This is a genomic window from Pleomorphovibrio marinus, assembly GCF_003347495.1.
GTDB classification, from domain to species: Bacteria; Bacteroidota; Bacteroidia; order Cytophagales; family Cyclobacteriaceae; genus Pleomorphovibrio; species Pleomorphovibrio marinus.
In genome coordinates this window covers 143,860-159,210 of sequence record NZ_QCXY01000013.1, presented here as the reverse complement: position 1 = coordinate 159,210, position 15,351 = coordinate 143,860, and the positions used below count along the sequence as shown (strand labels likewise).

Here is a 15,351-nt window from a genome sequence, read left to right as displayed (position 1 = left end):
AAAGACCCGGAAAAATCCGGGCCTTTTAAAATGTTAAATGTGTATTTGAGTATCTGGGTATTAATTGGTAGTATCCCACCACACTCTTCCAGTAAGTATATCTGGAAGCGTGGCTCCTGTTGCAAAGTTAATATTGGATGCAGACTCCTGCGCAGGATACCTGAGCCTTCTTGGAATCTGTCCATCAGTAACTCCAAGAGGATGTATCACAGGGACCAATTGGGGATAACCCGTTCTTCTCCAATCATTCCAGGAATCCCACCAATTAAAGAACTTGCTTGCCCACATTTGATCACCAATCATTTCCAACGGAGCTTTTGATCCATAGGGGTATCTAGCCAGGTAATTTTCCACCTGCTGATCGGAAACCACCAATGAGGAGTGGAAAAAGGTATACATTTGCATAGCACCTTTGACACCAGCTTCGTAATGTTCTCTGGCCGTTCCTGGTATGCCTGAACCTATCCCTCTTTCCAAAGCTTCAGCTTGTAGGAATTCAACTTCCGCATAGTTCATAAGTTGGTATGGACTATCAAACCTCAATAAGTTAACGTTGATCCTAGAATAAACCTCTATCAAGGGTCTGGGGTCAATTGCTTCCAGCATAGCTGCATCAAAACCAGAGGGCATTCCTCTTTGTGCCACGGGATCAGTGTTATAGGGAATCCACTCAGCGGCGGTCCAGTTTCCGATTCCTCCCACTAAAATCATCAATCTGGGGTCATGACTTGCTGGGTCATTGGGTTCATCTCCTTTCAAGAAATCAACAAATGTTTTTGCCAGAAAGGACTGTTGACCACCGTCGCCAGGATAAAAGGACCTAGAAATTCCATTTTGGTTCACCCATTGGCTTGGACCTTCTGAATGAGGCACATATGGATTATCATCATTGCTTTGGAAAACCCCACCGGCAATGGCTTTGGTGACATATTCGTTGGCAAGGTCCGGTGCTACATTGGAAACCCTCATTGCCAACCTTAACATGATGGAATACCCCCATCTTCTCCACTTTCCTAAATCACCATCGTAATACAAATCTGCTCTTGAAAATCCTTGATCTGGAATACTGGGATCAAGAGCGGCTGTAGCCTCTTCAAGCTCTCGCAATAAATCTGGGTAGATAGTCGACTGAGGATCATATTCTGGAAAAAACTCACCGTCCATCCCGTTTAAGGCATTAAAATAAGGGATGTTCCCATACCAATCTGTCAATCGGTGGAAATTAAAGGCCCTTAATATACGGGAGGCTTGACGCAAGTTTTGCTTGTTTCCTTCATCATATCCACCAGGACCGGTTTGTTTGATTACCTCTGCGATATTTTTGAGCGCGTCCCCGTATAAGTATTCCCATGGGGCATTATTACCTTCGAAATTCTCATTATAGACACTACCTGCTGAATTCAAACCAGTACCGGAGGAGGCAATTTGCTGCATCCATAATCCTGCATAACCAATATTGGTTCTCCAATTAAGATAACGGTTGGAGGCAGAGCCTCCGTCTGCTGTACCCAGTTGTGCTGCGGTAAACATGTAATTGAGGTCAATCTCCCTTACCGCTTGTGGGTTTATATTTAGATTGTGTAATTCCTCCGTGTCGCACCCAACTAACGCAACCATCAACAGAAATACAATCGGTACGAATTTATATGTGATTTTCATAATTTTTGCTTTTTTTAGAAATGATAAAATCATCTCGATAGCACATTTTAAAATGTTGCCCTCAAGTTAAATCCATAGCTCCTGGTCTGTGGCATTCCAAAGTAATCCAAGCCTTGCGCATTGCCAGAGGAATAATTTGATTCTGGATCTATATTTTCCACATTTTTCCAAAGAATGGAAAGATTCCTACCTACAAATGACAAATTAAGGTTGCCAAAAGGGGTTTTCTCCAGGAGTCTTTGTGGGAAATTATATCCAAAATTAATCTGTCTTAATTTCGCAAAGGAGCCATCATAGATGAAATGATCTTGCACCCTATTTCCTGTCTGAGCCCAATAATTTTGGGCTTCACCAGGTGAAAGCGTCCTATTGAAGTCTTCATAAATAGGATTACCATTTGCGTCTGTACCCGCCTGAACCACTCCAGATACGGTAAGTGGCTCTTCTCCTTCTCTACCTTGTAAGGACTGCTCATGAAGGCCCCATTGGGTTAATCTCAGGTTTGTCCCGGAATAGATATGTCCACCTATCCTGAAATCGATAAGAGCCCCCAAGTTAAACCCTTTGAAAGAAACGGTATTACTAAATCCTCCGGTCCAATCCGGAATCCCATTACCAATTACTTCCATGGCATCGGATTGCACAGGTGCCCCATTGGGTTCAAAAATTGGAATCCCATCGGGTGTTCTTTTCTGAACCCATCCTACTATAGATCCAAATGGTTGCCCCACCCTATGTTGAATGAATACCGTCCTTGTTCTGGGCTCATCCACCACAAGAATGTCATTTCCAGGAATTAGCGACACGACCTCATTCCTGTTTCTGGCTAAATTCAAGGAAACTTCCCAGGTAAATCCCCTTTTTGCGACCGGGGTTCCTGTAAACAACATCTCTATTCCTCTATTCCTCATTTCTCCCACGTTCACCAGCGTCGATCCAAATCCAGAAGACCGTGAAATCGTGGCGTTCAAGATATCGTTAGTGGTCTTTTGGCTATAATAGGTAAGATCCAAACCTAACCTATTTTGAAAAAACCTCATGTCTATCCCAAACTCTTGCTCGGTAGAGGTCAATGGAACTAAATCCCGGTTAGGGATGGTTCCGGCATTGCCTTGTGCTGCGGCAAAGGATGCCATCGGAATTTGCTGGCCAGAATGATCCGTCGCAGGTGCGCTAAGCAATGAATAAAAATTTTCCACCTGATAGGGTTGAACTGTCACATTTCCCACCTGTGCCCAAGATGCTCTCACTTTGCCAAAACTTAACCACGATGGCAATTCAGAAAGTGCATCAGAAAACACGAAACTACCTCCAATTGAAGGATAAGTGATTTGGTTGTTCTCGGGGTTGAGAACAGAGAACCAGTCCGTCCTCATGGTTCCCGTTAAGAACAGTACATTATTATAACTGATTTCTGCGGAACCAAAAACCGAATTGATTCCAAGTTCATTGAACCCATAGTCAAAATTTCGGATCGCAGCGTTATTCATTGCGTGGAAAAATGGAACATTAAAATTCTGCCCAGTTGCCCTAATCCGGTTGAAGCTTCGGTGCATCCTGTTTGCACCCACGAAAGCATTTACACCTATCAACCCAAACTCCTTGTTGAAGCCCAACATTGCTTCCAAATTGGTCTCTTGAACTATGTCGGCACCTTCATACATGTTTCCACCTCGGGTATGGCCTGTTCCTTGAGGGATTATTTGAGTATCCCTTCTGTTAAACCAATCCATACCTATTCGACCCGAAGCATATATGTTGTCAGTAATATCATATCTCATCGAGCCTGAGCCCAGAATTCTGTTCCTAACATCATTCACGCTAACCTGATGCGTCGCCCAATAGGGATTTTGACCCCATGGGTTATTCACCATAAGCATCTCTTCCCCTTCTACAAATCCCCAGGTGTCCAACAATAGTTGAGGATCAGTAATACCCATTTGACCCCAATAAGGACTGATTACAGGAGCAATGGCACCGGGTTTGTTAGGGTCTCCTCTACCATCTAGAACATTCACATCAGGTGGTAGGGCAAAAATAGACTGAAAGGCATTATTAGGGGAGTCCGAAAGGAAGGGCCTGTTTTTTGCGCTTTCGTTGGAATATAGAATTTTGGCATCAAAAGTAAGCTTTTTCCCAAACTTCCCATTAGTTGCCAAGGAAGCATTCAATCTGTCAAATCCAGAATTGGGGATAACTGCATTGCTCCTCAAATCAGTTAGATTAAACCTGAAAGTTTGGTTTTCTCCTCCACCAGCTAAGGATATACTATTTGTCAAAGCGGTGGCAGTTTGGTAAAACCTTTGCCAGTTGTCCCCAGCATATTGGTAAGGTCTCTGTAAACCATGAAAATGGGTTACATTTCCCCCATCTAGCCGCTCGCCCCATGCTTGAGTTCCCCAGTTATAGCCTTGCTGAATGGTAGCTGGCCTAGTCCCTACAGCTTCCAGCATGTTAGGGCCTATGGTTCTTCCGCTACCAAAGGTTCTTTGAAGCTCCGTCTGGTCATTAATTTGTTCAAAAACAAAGTTGGAATTAAATTCCACACCAATTCCTTTTCTAGCGGTACCTCTTTTGGTTACGATATTGATGACCCCATTTGCAGCTCTGGCACCGTAAAGTGCAGCAGCACTCGCACCCTTCAATACGGAAATAGATTCAATATCATCAGGGTTGATGGAAGACATGCCATCACCCCTATCGGGGCCTCCCCAAACACCTGCTTGTCCAAAATTGGTGTTATCCATAGGAATACCGTCAACCACATATAAAGGCTGGTTGTTGCCCTGTAGGGAGGTATTTCCACGAATGATCACCCTTGAGGATCCTGCTGGCCCTGATGCGACATTGGTAACGTTAACCCCAGCTACACGGCCTGCCAATTGATTGGCCAAGTTATTTTCCCTGGCTTCAGTAAGATTATCTCCCCCTACTGTAGTAACCGAGTACTGTAGTGCTTTAACATTTCTTTCGATACCTAATGCGGTAACCACAACCTCTGTCAACTCTGCAGCTGCTTCTTCTAAGGAAACGTTGATGGTGTTTCGGTTTCCAACTGGTAGCTCCAAGGTTTGGAACCCCAAATAAGAAAAGACTAGTACAGTCTCGGAACCGTCCACACTAATAGAATAATTTCCATCCACATCCGTCGCAGTTCCTGTGGAAGTCCCTTTAATGAGGACTGACACCCCGGGGAGTGATGTTCCGTCTTTGCTGTCGGTGACTTTTCCGGTCACCGTTTGTGCCTGGGCAAAGCTGCTGAAACTAATCAGCAAACCCAAGCATACAATAAGTAATAGGTTTTTCATAATTGATCATTTTGGATTAAACTTGACTTAAACTAACTTAATTCACTTTTTTTTGATAAACGGCACAATGTTTTTAAAGACCTTTAAACGCATTACTGGATGCCTATATTATTTATTTTGTTATTAGGTGATATAACAGATAATAATATTGTGGTTAGGTAATTAATAAAAGTACATGCTATTTATCGTGAAAAGGTAAAATTAAATAAATTAAAAAAAAAGAGAGAGATTTGATTTTTTTTTTAAAATAGTGATACTGATTATTTGAACGGTGTTTATGGCTGATATTTTTTTAGCAATGCCCCATGAAAAAAATTTCAAACTAACCTAAAATTCCACTAATTATTAAATTTTTTATTAAATTAATTTAATAAAAACCCAAAAATAATTTTATTTAGATCTTGCTTTCAAATTAATCCGAAACTAAGTTGCGTCGTTTCCTAATAATATTTCAATTTCACCAGGTGACCGAAGATTGTTTATGGAAAATACCAAAAAATTACTTACATTCTAACTATAAAAAATCAAATATGCGTTTACAGAACTTTGAAAAATAAAAAGGGCAGGCATTATTTGCCCACCCTTTATTTTTTTTGTTCGTTTTAAAAACTGCTTATCAATCTGCGGAACCACCGTCCCACCAGACCCTGTTCACAAAGGTGTCCGGCTGGGTACTTCCAGAAGCAAAATGCTCGTTGGATGCCGCTTCTTGAGCAGGGTACCTAAGCCTTCTCATGATTTGACCTTGGGTCATGTTCAAGGGGTGATTTGTAGGAGTAAGTTCAGGGTATCCCGTCCTTCTCCAATCCGACCAAGCATCCCACCAATTGAAGAATTTACTGGCCCACAATTGTTCCCCAATCATTTCTAAGGCTGGCTTTTCCTGGCCATAAGTATGCCTGGCAAGATAAGCATCCACCTGATCATCGGTTACCACAAGGGAGGAATTAAATGGAGTGTACATTTGCATGGCAGCCCTTACACCACTTTCATAATGTTCCTGTGGCTGACCGGGTATGCCTGAACCAATCCCTCTCTCAAGAGCCTCTGCCAACAAAAAGGCAGTCTCCGCATAATTCATCAAAAGATAGGGGGCATCTCTCTGCAAGAGCAGATAATTGATCCTTGAAAATGTTTCCTGCTGGTCTATTTCCTCTCCAAACATATCGTCGATACCTGCTGCATCAAAACCATTCGGCATCCCCATTTGTTCAAGGGGATTATCGTTATAGACAATCCAATCGTTGGCAGTCCACCTGGCTATACCCCCAGAAAGGATCATCAACCTAGGGTCAACTTCATCTTCTGAGGCGGCATCCGCCTTTAACCAATCGATAAAGGTGTCACTCATAAAGGCCGGTTGTCCACCATCTCCTGGAAAGAAAGCCCTGGAAATGCCATTCTGGTTGATCCAAAGACTTGGCCCCTCTGCCATTGGGACCCAGTAATTATCGTTGTTGCTTTCCATAACGCCACCGGAAACTGCAAGTGAAACATACTCATTTGCCATGTCAGGGGCCACATTGGAAACCCGCATAGCCAACCTAAGCATAAGGGAGTTACCAAATCTCCTCCACTTATCGATATCACCTTGGAAAACAATGTCTGCGTTGGAAAAACCCTCATCTGGTCCAGACGGATCCAACATTGCAGTGGCCTCCGCCAACTCATTCAACATATCGGCATAAATCTCAGGCTGCGTATCGTACTGAGGAAAGAAGTTTCCTTCCATACCCTGTAATGCCTCAAAATAGGGAATGTTTCCATAGAAATCCGTTAGCCTGTGGAAGTTCAGCACCATCATCATACGGGTAGCTTGCCGCATGTTGTTTTTGGTTCCCTCCTCATATCCTCCAGGACCAGTTTGTCTGAGCACCTCCGAAAGGTTCTTCAAGGCATCCCCATAAAAGAACTGAAATGGTGCATTGTTGGACTCGAAGTTTTCAATGTACTTGTCACCAGGTGCTATACCACCACCGGCATTGGCCAAGTGTTGAATCAAATAAGCACCCATTCCAATATTTGTTCTCCAGTCAATAATCCGGTTGTCACCAGCCGCCCCTCCCGAGGCCGTACCTAACTGTGCCGCAGTGAAGATGAAGTTTACATCCATTTCATTTACGGCTTGTGGGTTGATGTTCAAATCGTGTAATTCCTGGGTGTCGCAAGCAGCAAACATCACTGCCATGCCCACCACTAATCCGATTGTTTTATCAATTAATCTCATAATTTCCTTTTTTGATCAATGGTGATTAGAATGTCGCCCTTAAATTGAAACCGAATGTCCTGGTTTGAGGCATTCCGAAATAATCCAAGCCCTGGGCATTTCCAGCGGTATAATTGGCCTCCGGATCTATGTTCTCCACATTTTTCCAGAGAATAGATAAGTTCCTACCAACAAAGGAAAGATTTAGAGTTTGGAAAGGGGTTCTTTCCAATAGTGCCATTGGGAAGTTATACCCAAGTGTAAATTGACGCAACTTAGCAAAAGAACCGTCATACATGAAGTGGTCCTGTACCCGATTACCCATCTGGTTCCAGTAGTTTTGTGCTTCCCCAGGGGTTAGTTCTCTTTCTATATCCTCATACACAGGGTTGCCTTCAGCATCTTCTCCAGCCTGTACCACACCTGAGATGATCAATGGGTCCTCTCCATCCCTACCTAGCAAACTTTGTTCGTGCAGTCCCCACTGAGTCAACCTGAGATTGGTACCTGAATACAAGTCTCCACCAATCCTAAAATCCACCAAAGCTGACATAGTGACACCCTTAAAGGAAAAAGAGTTATTTATACCACCAGTCCAATCCGGAACACCATTACCAATTACTTCCATAGACTCAGATTGTACAGGAGCACCATTTTCTTCATAAATCCTTCTTCCGTCGGGAGTTCTAGCCTGAACCCATCCCGCCATTACACCGAATGGAAACCCTGTTCTGTGCTGCACAAATACCGTTTGGGTCCTTGGTTCCTCGATATTCAAAATGTCATTCCCTTCGATTAAGGAAATCACTTCGTTACGGTTCCTGGCAAAATTAAAAGACACATCCCATTGCACTGCCCTTCCGGTAATGGGTGAGCCAGTAAGCAATACTTCTATTCCTCTGTTTTCCATTTCACCCACGTTCACTAGGGTTGATCCAAACCCAGAAGCCCTGGACACCTGAGCATTCAATTGATCCTGGGTACTTCTTTGTTGATATACGGTTACATCTACACCTAAACGGTTTTGAAAGAGACGGACATCAAAACCCAATTCTGTTTCAGTGGATATCAGAGGCACCAAACCTATATTAGGTATGGTTCCTGCATTACCCTGAGCAGTTGCAAAGGTACCCATGGGAACCTGGTTTCCATCAAAATTGATGGCAGGTGCTCCTAAAAGTGAATACACATTGGTAATTTGATAGGGAGCCACAGTGGCACTTCCCACCTGTGCCCAAGATGCTCTTAGCTTTCCAAAATCCAACCAGGTTGGAAGATTTTCCATGGCGTCGCTAAACACAAAGCTACCTCCCACGGAGGGATAGAAAATACTGTTATTTTCTGGAGCCAAGACGGAGAACCAATCGTTTCTTCCTGTTACGGTCAGGAATAGGAAATTGTTGTAGGAGAATTCCGCAGAACCAAATGCGGAGTTTATCCCCCAACCTTCATAGCCATACCCAAAGTTTCGGGTTACGGTATTATTGATGGCATGGAAAAAAGGAACATTAAAGCCCTGCCCGTTGGCAGAAATGGTTTCATTGTCTCTACGCATCCTATTGGCCCCAATAAAAGCATTCACGCCAAACCTGTCAAACTCTTGCGAATATCCCAACATTGCCTCAAGGTTTACCTCTCTTACCCTATTCTCTCCCTCAGTGAGGACTCCGTTTCGAGTGTGGCCTGTACCTTGTGGTATCAAATCATGGAACCTTCTAGTAAACCAGTCCATACCTGCCCTACCTGAGATGTAGAGATGATCGGTAAGATCGTACCTTAAACTTCCTGAAGTAATGATTCTATCCCTTTTATCGCCCCTGGACACCTGGTGAGTGGCGAAATAAGGATTCTGACCCCAGGGGTTGTTTACCATTAGCATCTCCTCATTTTCCTGAAATCCCCAAGTATTCAGCAATGCACCGGGGTTTTGGATACCTTGTTGGCCCCAAAAAGGATTTGTCAATGATGGAATGACTCCTGGATTCGAAGGGTCACCCATCCCATGTAGCACGTTCACATTAGGTGGTAAAGCAAAGATAGACTGAAATGCGTTGTTCGGAGAATCCGACAAACTTGGGCGGTTTCTAGCCTCCTCATGGGAATAAAGCACCTTCGCATCAAAAGTTAACCTGTCTCCATATTTTCCATTAGTAGACAAGGACATGTTTAATCTGTCGAATCCGGAGTTAGGAACCACGGCATCACTCCTTAAATCTGTCACGTTGAACCTAAAGGATTGGGTTTCGCTACCTCCTGAAAGAGAAATACTATTCGTCCTGGCAGTCCCCGTTTCATAAAACCGGTTCCAGTTGTCCCCTGCGTATTCATAGGGTCTGCTCACTCCATCGAAGCCTACTGCCTCTCCTCCATCCATTCTCGGACCCCAAGCCTGGGTTCCCCAATCATAACCTTGCTGGGAAGACATGGGCCTTACCGGTTGAGCAGTGGTTAGGTCGCTACCTTGAACACGTCCACTGCCAAATTGACGTTGTAGTTCCGTTTGGTCATTGATCCTTTCGAAAACATAGTTGGAGTTAAATTCAACACCTATACCTCTCCTGGCTTCCCCTCTTTTCGTAGTGATGTTGACCACACCATTTGCCGCCCTTGCACCATAAAGTGCCGCAGCACTTGCTCCTTTAAGTACCGAGATAGTTTCTATATCGTCTGGATTGATACTGGACATACCGTCACCCTGATCAACGCCTCCCCACATACCTGCCTGACCGAAGTTGGTATTGTCCATAGGGATACCGTCAATTACATACAAGGGCTGGTTGTTTCCTTGCAAGGAGGTGTTTCCTCGAATAATTACCCTGGAAGACCCTGCCGGTCCGGAAGCCACATTGCTCACATTTACACCAGCTACCCTACCAGCTAATTGATTAGCGAGGTTATTTTCACGTGCAACCATCATCTCCTCGCCCCCAATATTCGTCACGGAATATTGCAGCGCCTTCACGTTCCGCTTAATCCCTAAGGCAGTTACCACCACCTCGGATAATTCGGCGGCATCCTCTGCCATGGTTACATTAATAGTGGACCTATTGCCCACTGCCTCTTCTATTGTCTGAAATCCAAGGTAGCTAAAAACCAACACCGTTTCCGAGCCTGGCACCGAAAGTGAATAGTTTCCATCCACATCCGTTGCAGTACCTGTAGATGTTCCTTTGATTAACACCGAAACCCCCGGAATTGGGGCATCAGTCCCCTCTTCTGTCACTGTTCCTGTAATCGTCTGGCCCATGGCCATTGCAGTAAACATAGTCAACCACAACGCCATGCAGCATTTTAGTAGGTTATTTTTCATGTAATAAATAGTTAATTAGATTTAATTGATTTGATTTTAAATTTTAGCAACTTCACTGTTTTTCCCTCATTGGCTTTGTTTTATTCAATTATACATTTGTAATATTTAATTCTAAATGATGCTTTTCCCATATAAATATTCCTTAACCTCTTATCTATCAATTGTTTATAGGCTACACGGAAATTTTGTTAGGATTTATTCACGGTTAAATTGTCCAAAAGTTAATAGATGTTAATAAAAGATAAAAACTGATTTTACATGAATCTTGCTATTTAGAAAGGTTTAAATTTAAAAAAGTTATTTGTGGTTCATTTTTAATCATTAAAACTATATTTTATTCATAAAATACAATTTATATTGATTTATTAATAGCAATAATATTTTTTTTTAACATCAATTTAAATATTAAATACGCATTATTTAATATTTTATAATATTTAATTCTAATTTTTTTTTCAAAAAAGAAATTTTAAATAAACAACCCCTATTTACTTTCACCAATTTGTGAAAAACAAGTGTATTTGTGATGGACGGTAAATAGGTTGAAAACAGGTCTTTCATTTTCTAAATAAAAGCAGCTCCCAGAAACCCATTGACTAGGATAGGAAACCATGTGGAGAAAAGAAACTTAATCTGAAACTGCTGGATTAAGGGTGCATTTTCAAAGAAGGAATTTAAACCTAACAAATTTCTCCAAAAAACAGGCCTAAGAGAGGAGGCTATTACGCTTGAGGGAGGGCCGTATCAAAAAAACCCAAAGAATTTTCTTTTTATTAACCTGCTGTTTCACAGCGTGTTAAATTATTTATTTTATTTTAAACAATCTTTTTTGCATTTCGGATTGCTATTTTTGTTGTTTATTTATTTTCTTTCTATTACCTTAGCATCATCAAGTTAAAGTTTTTTATTCTTTTAAATTAAACAGCTAAGGCAATGTTAAAGTACACTTTCGAAACTAAAGATCAGGAGTTGAAGACTTGGGTAGATCCAGAAAACGGATCCCTAAATGTGCAGATTGGTGACGAGACCGTAAATGTCCCTTATGAAATAGGTGCGGAAATGGTTGCAGTGGTAAAACACAAACAATCCCTTTTTTACGAAGCAGAGAGGAAAAAAGTAAGCGCATGGAACAAATTTATGGAGACGATCTTTGGCAAAGACAGCAAAGGTACTTTAAAAGAGCTACACGGACGCAGGTACGAAGTTGCCTAGAGATTTTAAGGTTGTTTTTGTTTTATTTATTCGCCAGGTATTTTGCCTGGCTTTTTTTATTTAAAAGAATCTGCCTATTTTTCCCTCCATGAATGCAGAAGAAGGAAAACCAACTAGACTTTCCCAAGTCATCATTACCGAACTAATGATCCCCTCCTATGCCAACTTTGGAGGCAAAATCCACGGAGGTATACTCCTTTCCTTGATGGATAAGGTAGCCTATGCAACGGCTGCTAAACACAGTGGCACCTATTGCGTAACCGTATCCGTGGACACCGTCGACTTTTTACAACCCATTGAGGTAGGTGAACTGGTATCCCTAAAAGCTAGAATCAACTATGTGGGAAACAGCTCTATGGTAGTGGGCATTAAAGTGATTTCTGAGAATGTCAAAACCGGGGCAATTAAACACACCAACACCTCCTATTTCACCATGGTGGCAAAAGATGAAAATGACAGCCCAAAAAAAGTCCCCCCTCTTATCTTGGAAGACAAAACGGATGTGAGGAGGTTTGTCGAAGCCATTTACAGGCGACGCCTCAAGAACGAAAGCAAGGAAAGTTTTAAAAAGGCCAAAAAAGAGTGGAATCAGGAACAAATCAATCAACTCCTGGCTAATGAAAGATGTATACAACGCCTCAATGAATATTAAATTCCCCACATTCGTTTTGCTTTTACTGGGTTCTCTGCTGTGTGACAGACTAAAAGCCCAGGATCAACTTATCCTCACTCAACGAGAACAAGCTTCCGTGATCAACGAGTGGCTGGAATATAGGATGAAACATTTACTTCCTGAGCTAATGGACAGGACAGACATCGATATGTGGGTGGTGATATCAAGAGAATACAACGAAGACCCAATACTTAAAACTTTTCTCCCCGCACAATGGTTTGCCGCAAGAAGACGAACCATGCTTTTGATGTATAAGGCACCTGATGCTGGAAATGTAGAGGCAATTGCCGTAGCCCGCTATGATGTGGGCAAGTCTTTTCAAAGGGCATGGGATCCTGAAGTGGAGCCTGACCAATGGAATAGGCTTATTACCTTGATTAAAGAGAGAAACCCAAAAAAAATAGGCATCAATGTAGCTGAGGATTTTGGACATGCAGATGGGCTTGCGCATACGGAACACCAATTATTGAAACAGTATCTGGGGGAAGATTACAGCCAAAGGTTGGTTTCTGCTAAGGATTTGGCTGTGGGATGGCTGGAAACCCGCAGCCAACCCGAGATGGACGCCTACCGGCAATTACAATCCATCGCCCATGCTATCATCGCTGAAGGTCTTTCTGAAAAAGTAATAACCCCAGGTATCACTACCACAGAGGATGTCGTTTGGTGGTATAGGGAAAAAATAAAATCCTTAAAACTCGACACTTGGTTTCATCCCACTGTTGACCTGCAAAGAGCCGAACCTGAAACCCAAAATAAAGGCGATTTTGCGAATAAAGCTGAGGAGGAAGTAATACTTCCCGGGGATTTATTGCATATCGACTTTGGCATCACTTACCTCAGGTTAAACACAGACACTCAGCAAATGGCTTATGTGCTGAAATTAAACGAGGATGAGGTCCCAGCCTACTTACAAGATGCCTTCTCCGTAGGGAATAGGCTGCAAGACATCCTAACTTCCCAATTTAAAACTGGTAGCACTGGCAATGAAATTTTAAGGGCTTCCAGGATAATCATGCAGAATGAAGGGATTAAAGGAAGCATTTACAGTCACCCCTTAGGTACCCACGGGCATGCTGCTGGCCCTACCATAGGCATGTGGGACAACCAAGGTGACAATCCTGGGCATGGGGATTATCCTCTTTTTCCCCATACCGTTTACGCGATAGAGCTCAACGCAAGTGTGTTTTTGAGTGAATGGAAAAAGGAAGTTCGCATTTTACTGGAAGAGGGTGCCTATTTTGATGGAGATAAGGTGACCTATCTCAATGGAAGACAAAAAAGAATTTTACCTATCCCAAGACCTAAACACATGGGCAGATAGGCAGAAGGGATTATTCCCTTCCCTGAATTTTCTCCGCAATTGCCAACACCAACTTTCTTGGAACAAAACCCGTGGATCTTGCCAAAAGGCTGTTTTTCCAACCATGTATGGCTACCGACTTACCTTTCATCATGGCATTATAGCCAAATCTGGCGACTTCCGCAGAACTGGGAATACCTTTTTGTTTAAACAGCTTACTGGCCTTCATGGAGGCTGCATTTTCAAACCCACTTCTGGTGGGTCCTGGGCAAAGGGTAGTCACTGTGATGCGGGATTTTCTCAATTCATACCCAATGGCTTCGGAAAAATGCAACACATAGGCTTTGGTGGCGAAGTATACCGACATAAGTGGGCCGGGTTGAAAAGCCGCCACAGAAGCCACATTCATGATCCTACCAGTTCCCCTTTGCTTCATGCCTTCTAAAAAAAGCTTGGTAAGTTGCGTCAAACTTGTGATATTGAGGTTAATCATAGTAAGCTCCTTTTCCCAGTCTGTGGCGTAAAACTCTCCATATACACCTACACCTGCGTTATTGATGAGGTAATCGATTTGAAGATTCCGGGAATTAGTTTCTTCAAACACCCTAAGTGCGGATTGCGGCACTGACAAATCAATGGGTATTGCATGTGCATTGATACCAAAATCCTTTTCCAATTCACTCTTTAGCCCTTGTAGCTTCTCCTGGCTCCTCGCCACTAAAACTAGATTTATCCCTTTTTGGGCAAATATTCTGGCCAGTTCTTTGCCTATACCTGTAGAAGCTCCTGTGATCAGTGCGGTTTCCATTTACGTTGGGGGTTAGATTTGTTTCAATTTAACCAAAAAGATGGATTTTAGAAATTAGGACCTGGAATCAACGAAGGCATGATTGTTGGATAAATAATCAAAAACTTTTGGCATGATACGAGAATTAATAAAAAAGCATAAGGCAATTCTAGTACTGTTTTTGCTTTTCATTGTCCATAGGAGCCATGCACAGTTTAGCATAGATGCTGAAACAGGATTCGCCTTTCAGGATTACAACCACGTAAGGATCCCTAATGAAACTGGAACATTTTTTAATTTCAATGGCGACTTTGATATCAAAGGCCCGGTAATCCCATTCAGGACAAGGATTGGGTATACCTTTGGCGAAAAAAATCATGTGTTTGCCCTATTTGCCCCATTATTCGTAAATTATGAGGGAGCTGCCCCCAGGGACATTCAATTCCAGCAAGCCAACTTTGATGCTGGGGAATTGATCGATGGATATTACCAGTTCAATAGTTACAGACTAACTTACAGAAGAGACCTTGTGCAGGACGATAGGTGGACAGTCGGGGTAGGGTTTACGGCAAAGATCAGGGATGCGAGTGTAAGGTTGGAAAATGAGGATGGACTTAAAGATAGAAAAGATGATTTTGGATTTGTACCGCTTTTACATGTTTTCACCTCCTATACCCTGCCTAGTCAAGTGAAATTCTATTTGGAAGGAGACGGTTTGGCCGGTGGACCCGGTCGGGCATTTGACTTTTTCCTGGGTACTAGAATTCCCTTAACTGAAAGAACCGACCTGAAGGCGGGCTATAGAATTCTGGAAGGAGGTGCTAACATCGATGAAGTTTATAATTTCACCCTAGTAAATTTCGCGGTATTTGGGGTATTTATCCAATGGTAAT

Annotated in this window: 9 protein-coding genes; 4 read left to right on the top strand and 5 right to left on the bottom strand. The window is 42.7% G+C overall.

Annotation, left to right across the window (positions count from 1 at the left end; translation table 11 throughout):
• Positions 1-60: 60 nt before the first annotated feature.
• The 4 genes from DB520_RS24395 to DB520_RS24380 all read right to left on the bottom strand — a co-directional run bounded on the left by DB520_RS24395 (position 61) and on the right by DB520_RS24380 (position 10,483).
• Complete coding sequence (locus DB520_RS24395; protein ID WP_114752454.1) at positions 61-1,659, bottom strand: SusD/RagB family nutrient-binding outer membrane lipoprotein; 1,599 nt, start codon at positions 1,657-1,659, stop codon at positions 61-63.
• A 47-nt stretch (positions 1,660-1,706) separates the two neighbouring features.
• Entirely contained in the window at positions 1,707-4,967 is a 3,261-nt protein-coding gene (locus DB520_RS24390; protein WP_114752401.1) for a SusC/RagA family TonB-linked outer membrane protein, read from the bottom strand.
• A 616-nt stretch (positions 4,968-5,583) separates the two neighbouring features.
• Positions 5,584-7,194, bottom strand: a complete 1,611-nt coding sequence (locus DB520_RS24385) for a SusD/RagB family nutrient-binding outer membrane lipoprotein (RefSeq protein ID WP_114752400.1) — start codon at positions 7,192-7,194, stop codon at positions 5,584-5,586.
• Between the two features lie 25 nt (positions 7,195-7,219).
• Positions 7,220-10,483: a SusC/RagA family TonB-linked outer membrane protein gene (locus DB520_RS24380; protein WP_114752399.1), complete on the bottom strand. Its 3,264-nt coding sequence runs from the start codon at positions 10,481-10,483 to the stop codon at positions 7,220-7,222.
• Positions 10,484-11,416: 933 nt separating this feature from the next.
• Here DB520_RS24380 and DB520_RS24375 point away from each other — a divergent pair.
• The 3 genes from DB520_RS24375 (at position 11,417) to DB520_RS24365 (ending at position 13,692) form a co-directional block, all read left to right on the top strand.
• Positions 11,417-11,695, top strand: coding sequence for a hypothetical protein (locus DB520_RS24375; RefSeq protein WP_114752398.1), 279 nt, complete (start codon positions 11,417-11,419; stop codon positions 11,693-11,695).
• Positions 11,696-11,783: 88 nt separating this feature from the next.
• Positions 11,784-12,347 carry an acyl-CoA thioesterase gene (locus DB520_RS24370; RefSeq protein WP_232835136.1) on the top strand — a complete coding sequence of 188 codons (564 nt, stop codon included), beginning with the start codon at positions 11,784-11,786 and terminating at the stop codon, positions 12,345-12,347.
• Positions 12,313-13,692 (top strand): M24 family metallopeptidase, encoded by a 1,380-nt coding sequence (locus tag DB520_RS24365; protein ID WP_232835135.1) that lies wholly within the window; start codon positions 12,313-12,315, stop codon positions 13,690-13,692. Before DB520_RS24370 ends, DB520_RS24365 begins: the two co-directional genes overlap by 35 nt.
• 10 nt (positions 13,693-13,702) lie before the next feature.
• Here the strand turns inward: DB520_RS24365 and DB520_RS24360 are convergent, their stop codons facing one another.
• On the bottom strand, positions 13,703-14,479 hold the full coding sequence (locus DB520_RS24360) for an SDR family NAD(P)-dependent oxidoreductase (RefSeq protein ID WP_114752396.1): 777 nt from the start codon (positions 14,477-14,479) through the stop codon (positions 13,703-13,705).
• Positions 14,480-14,591: 112 nt separating this feature from the next.
• Between DB520_RS24360 and DB520_RS24355 the strand changes: the two genes are divergently transcribed.
• Positions 14,592-15,350 carry a hypothetical protein gene (locus DB520_RS24355; protein WP_114752395.1) on the top strand — a complete coding sequence of 253 codons (759 nt, stop codon included), beginning with the start codon at positions 14,592-14,594 and terminating at the stop codon, positions 15,348-15,350.
• The last annotated feature ends 1 nt before the right edge of the window (position 15,351 follow it).

Excerpts from the sequence above, each read along its gene's own strand:
- DB520_RS24360 (WP_114752396.1), bottom strand. The coding sequence starts at position 14,479 with ATGGAAACCGCACTGATCACAGGAGCTTCTACAGGTATAGGCAAAGAA.
- DB520_RS24395 (WP_114752454.1), bottom strand. The coding sequence starts at position 1,659 with ATGAAAATCACATATAAATTCGTACCGATTGTATTTCTGTTGATGGTT.
- DB520_RS24390 (WP_114752401.1), bottom strand. The coding sequence starts at position 4,967 with ATGAAAAACCTATTACTTATTGTATGCTTGGGTTTGCTGATTAGTTTC.
- DB520_RS24370 (WP_232835136.1), top strand. The coding sequence starts at position 11,784 with ATGAATGCAGAAGAAGGAAAACCAACTAGACTTTCCCAAGTCATCATT.
- DB520_RS24355 (WP_114752395.1), top strand. The coding sequence starts at position 14,592 with ATGATACGAGAATTAATAAAAAAGCATAAGGCAATTCTAGTACTGTTT.
- DB520_RS24385 (WP_114752400.1), bottom strand. The coding sequence starts at position 7,194 with ATGAGATTAATTGATAAAACAATCGGATTAGTGGTGGGCATGGCAGTG.
- DB520_RS24380 (WP_114752399.1), bottom strand. The coding sequence starts at position 10,483 with ATGAAAAATAACCTACTAAAATGCTGCATGGCGTTGTGGTTGACTATG.
- DB520_RS24375 (WP_114752398.1), top strand. The coding sequence starts at position 11,417 with ATGTTAAAGTACACTTTCGAAACTAAAGATCAGGAGTTGAAGACTTGG.
- DB520_RS24365 (WP_232835135.1), top strand. The coding sequence starts at position 12,313 with ATGAAAGATGTATACAACGCCTCAATGAATATTAAATTCCCCACATTC.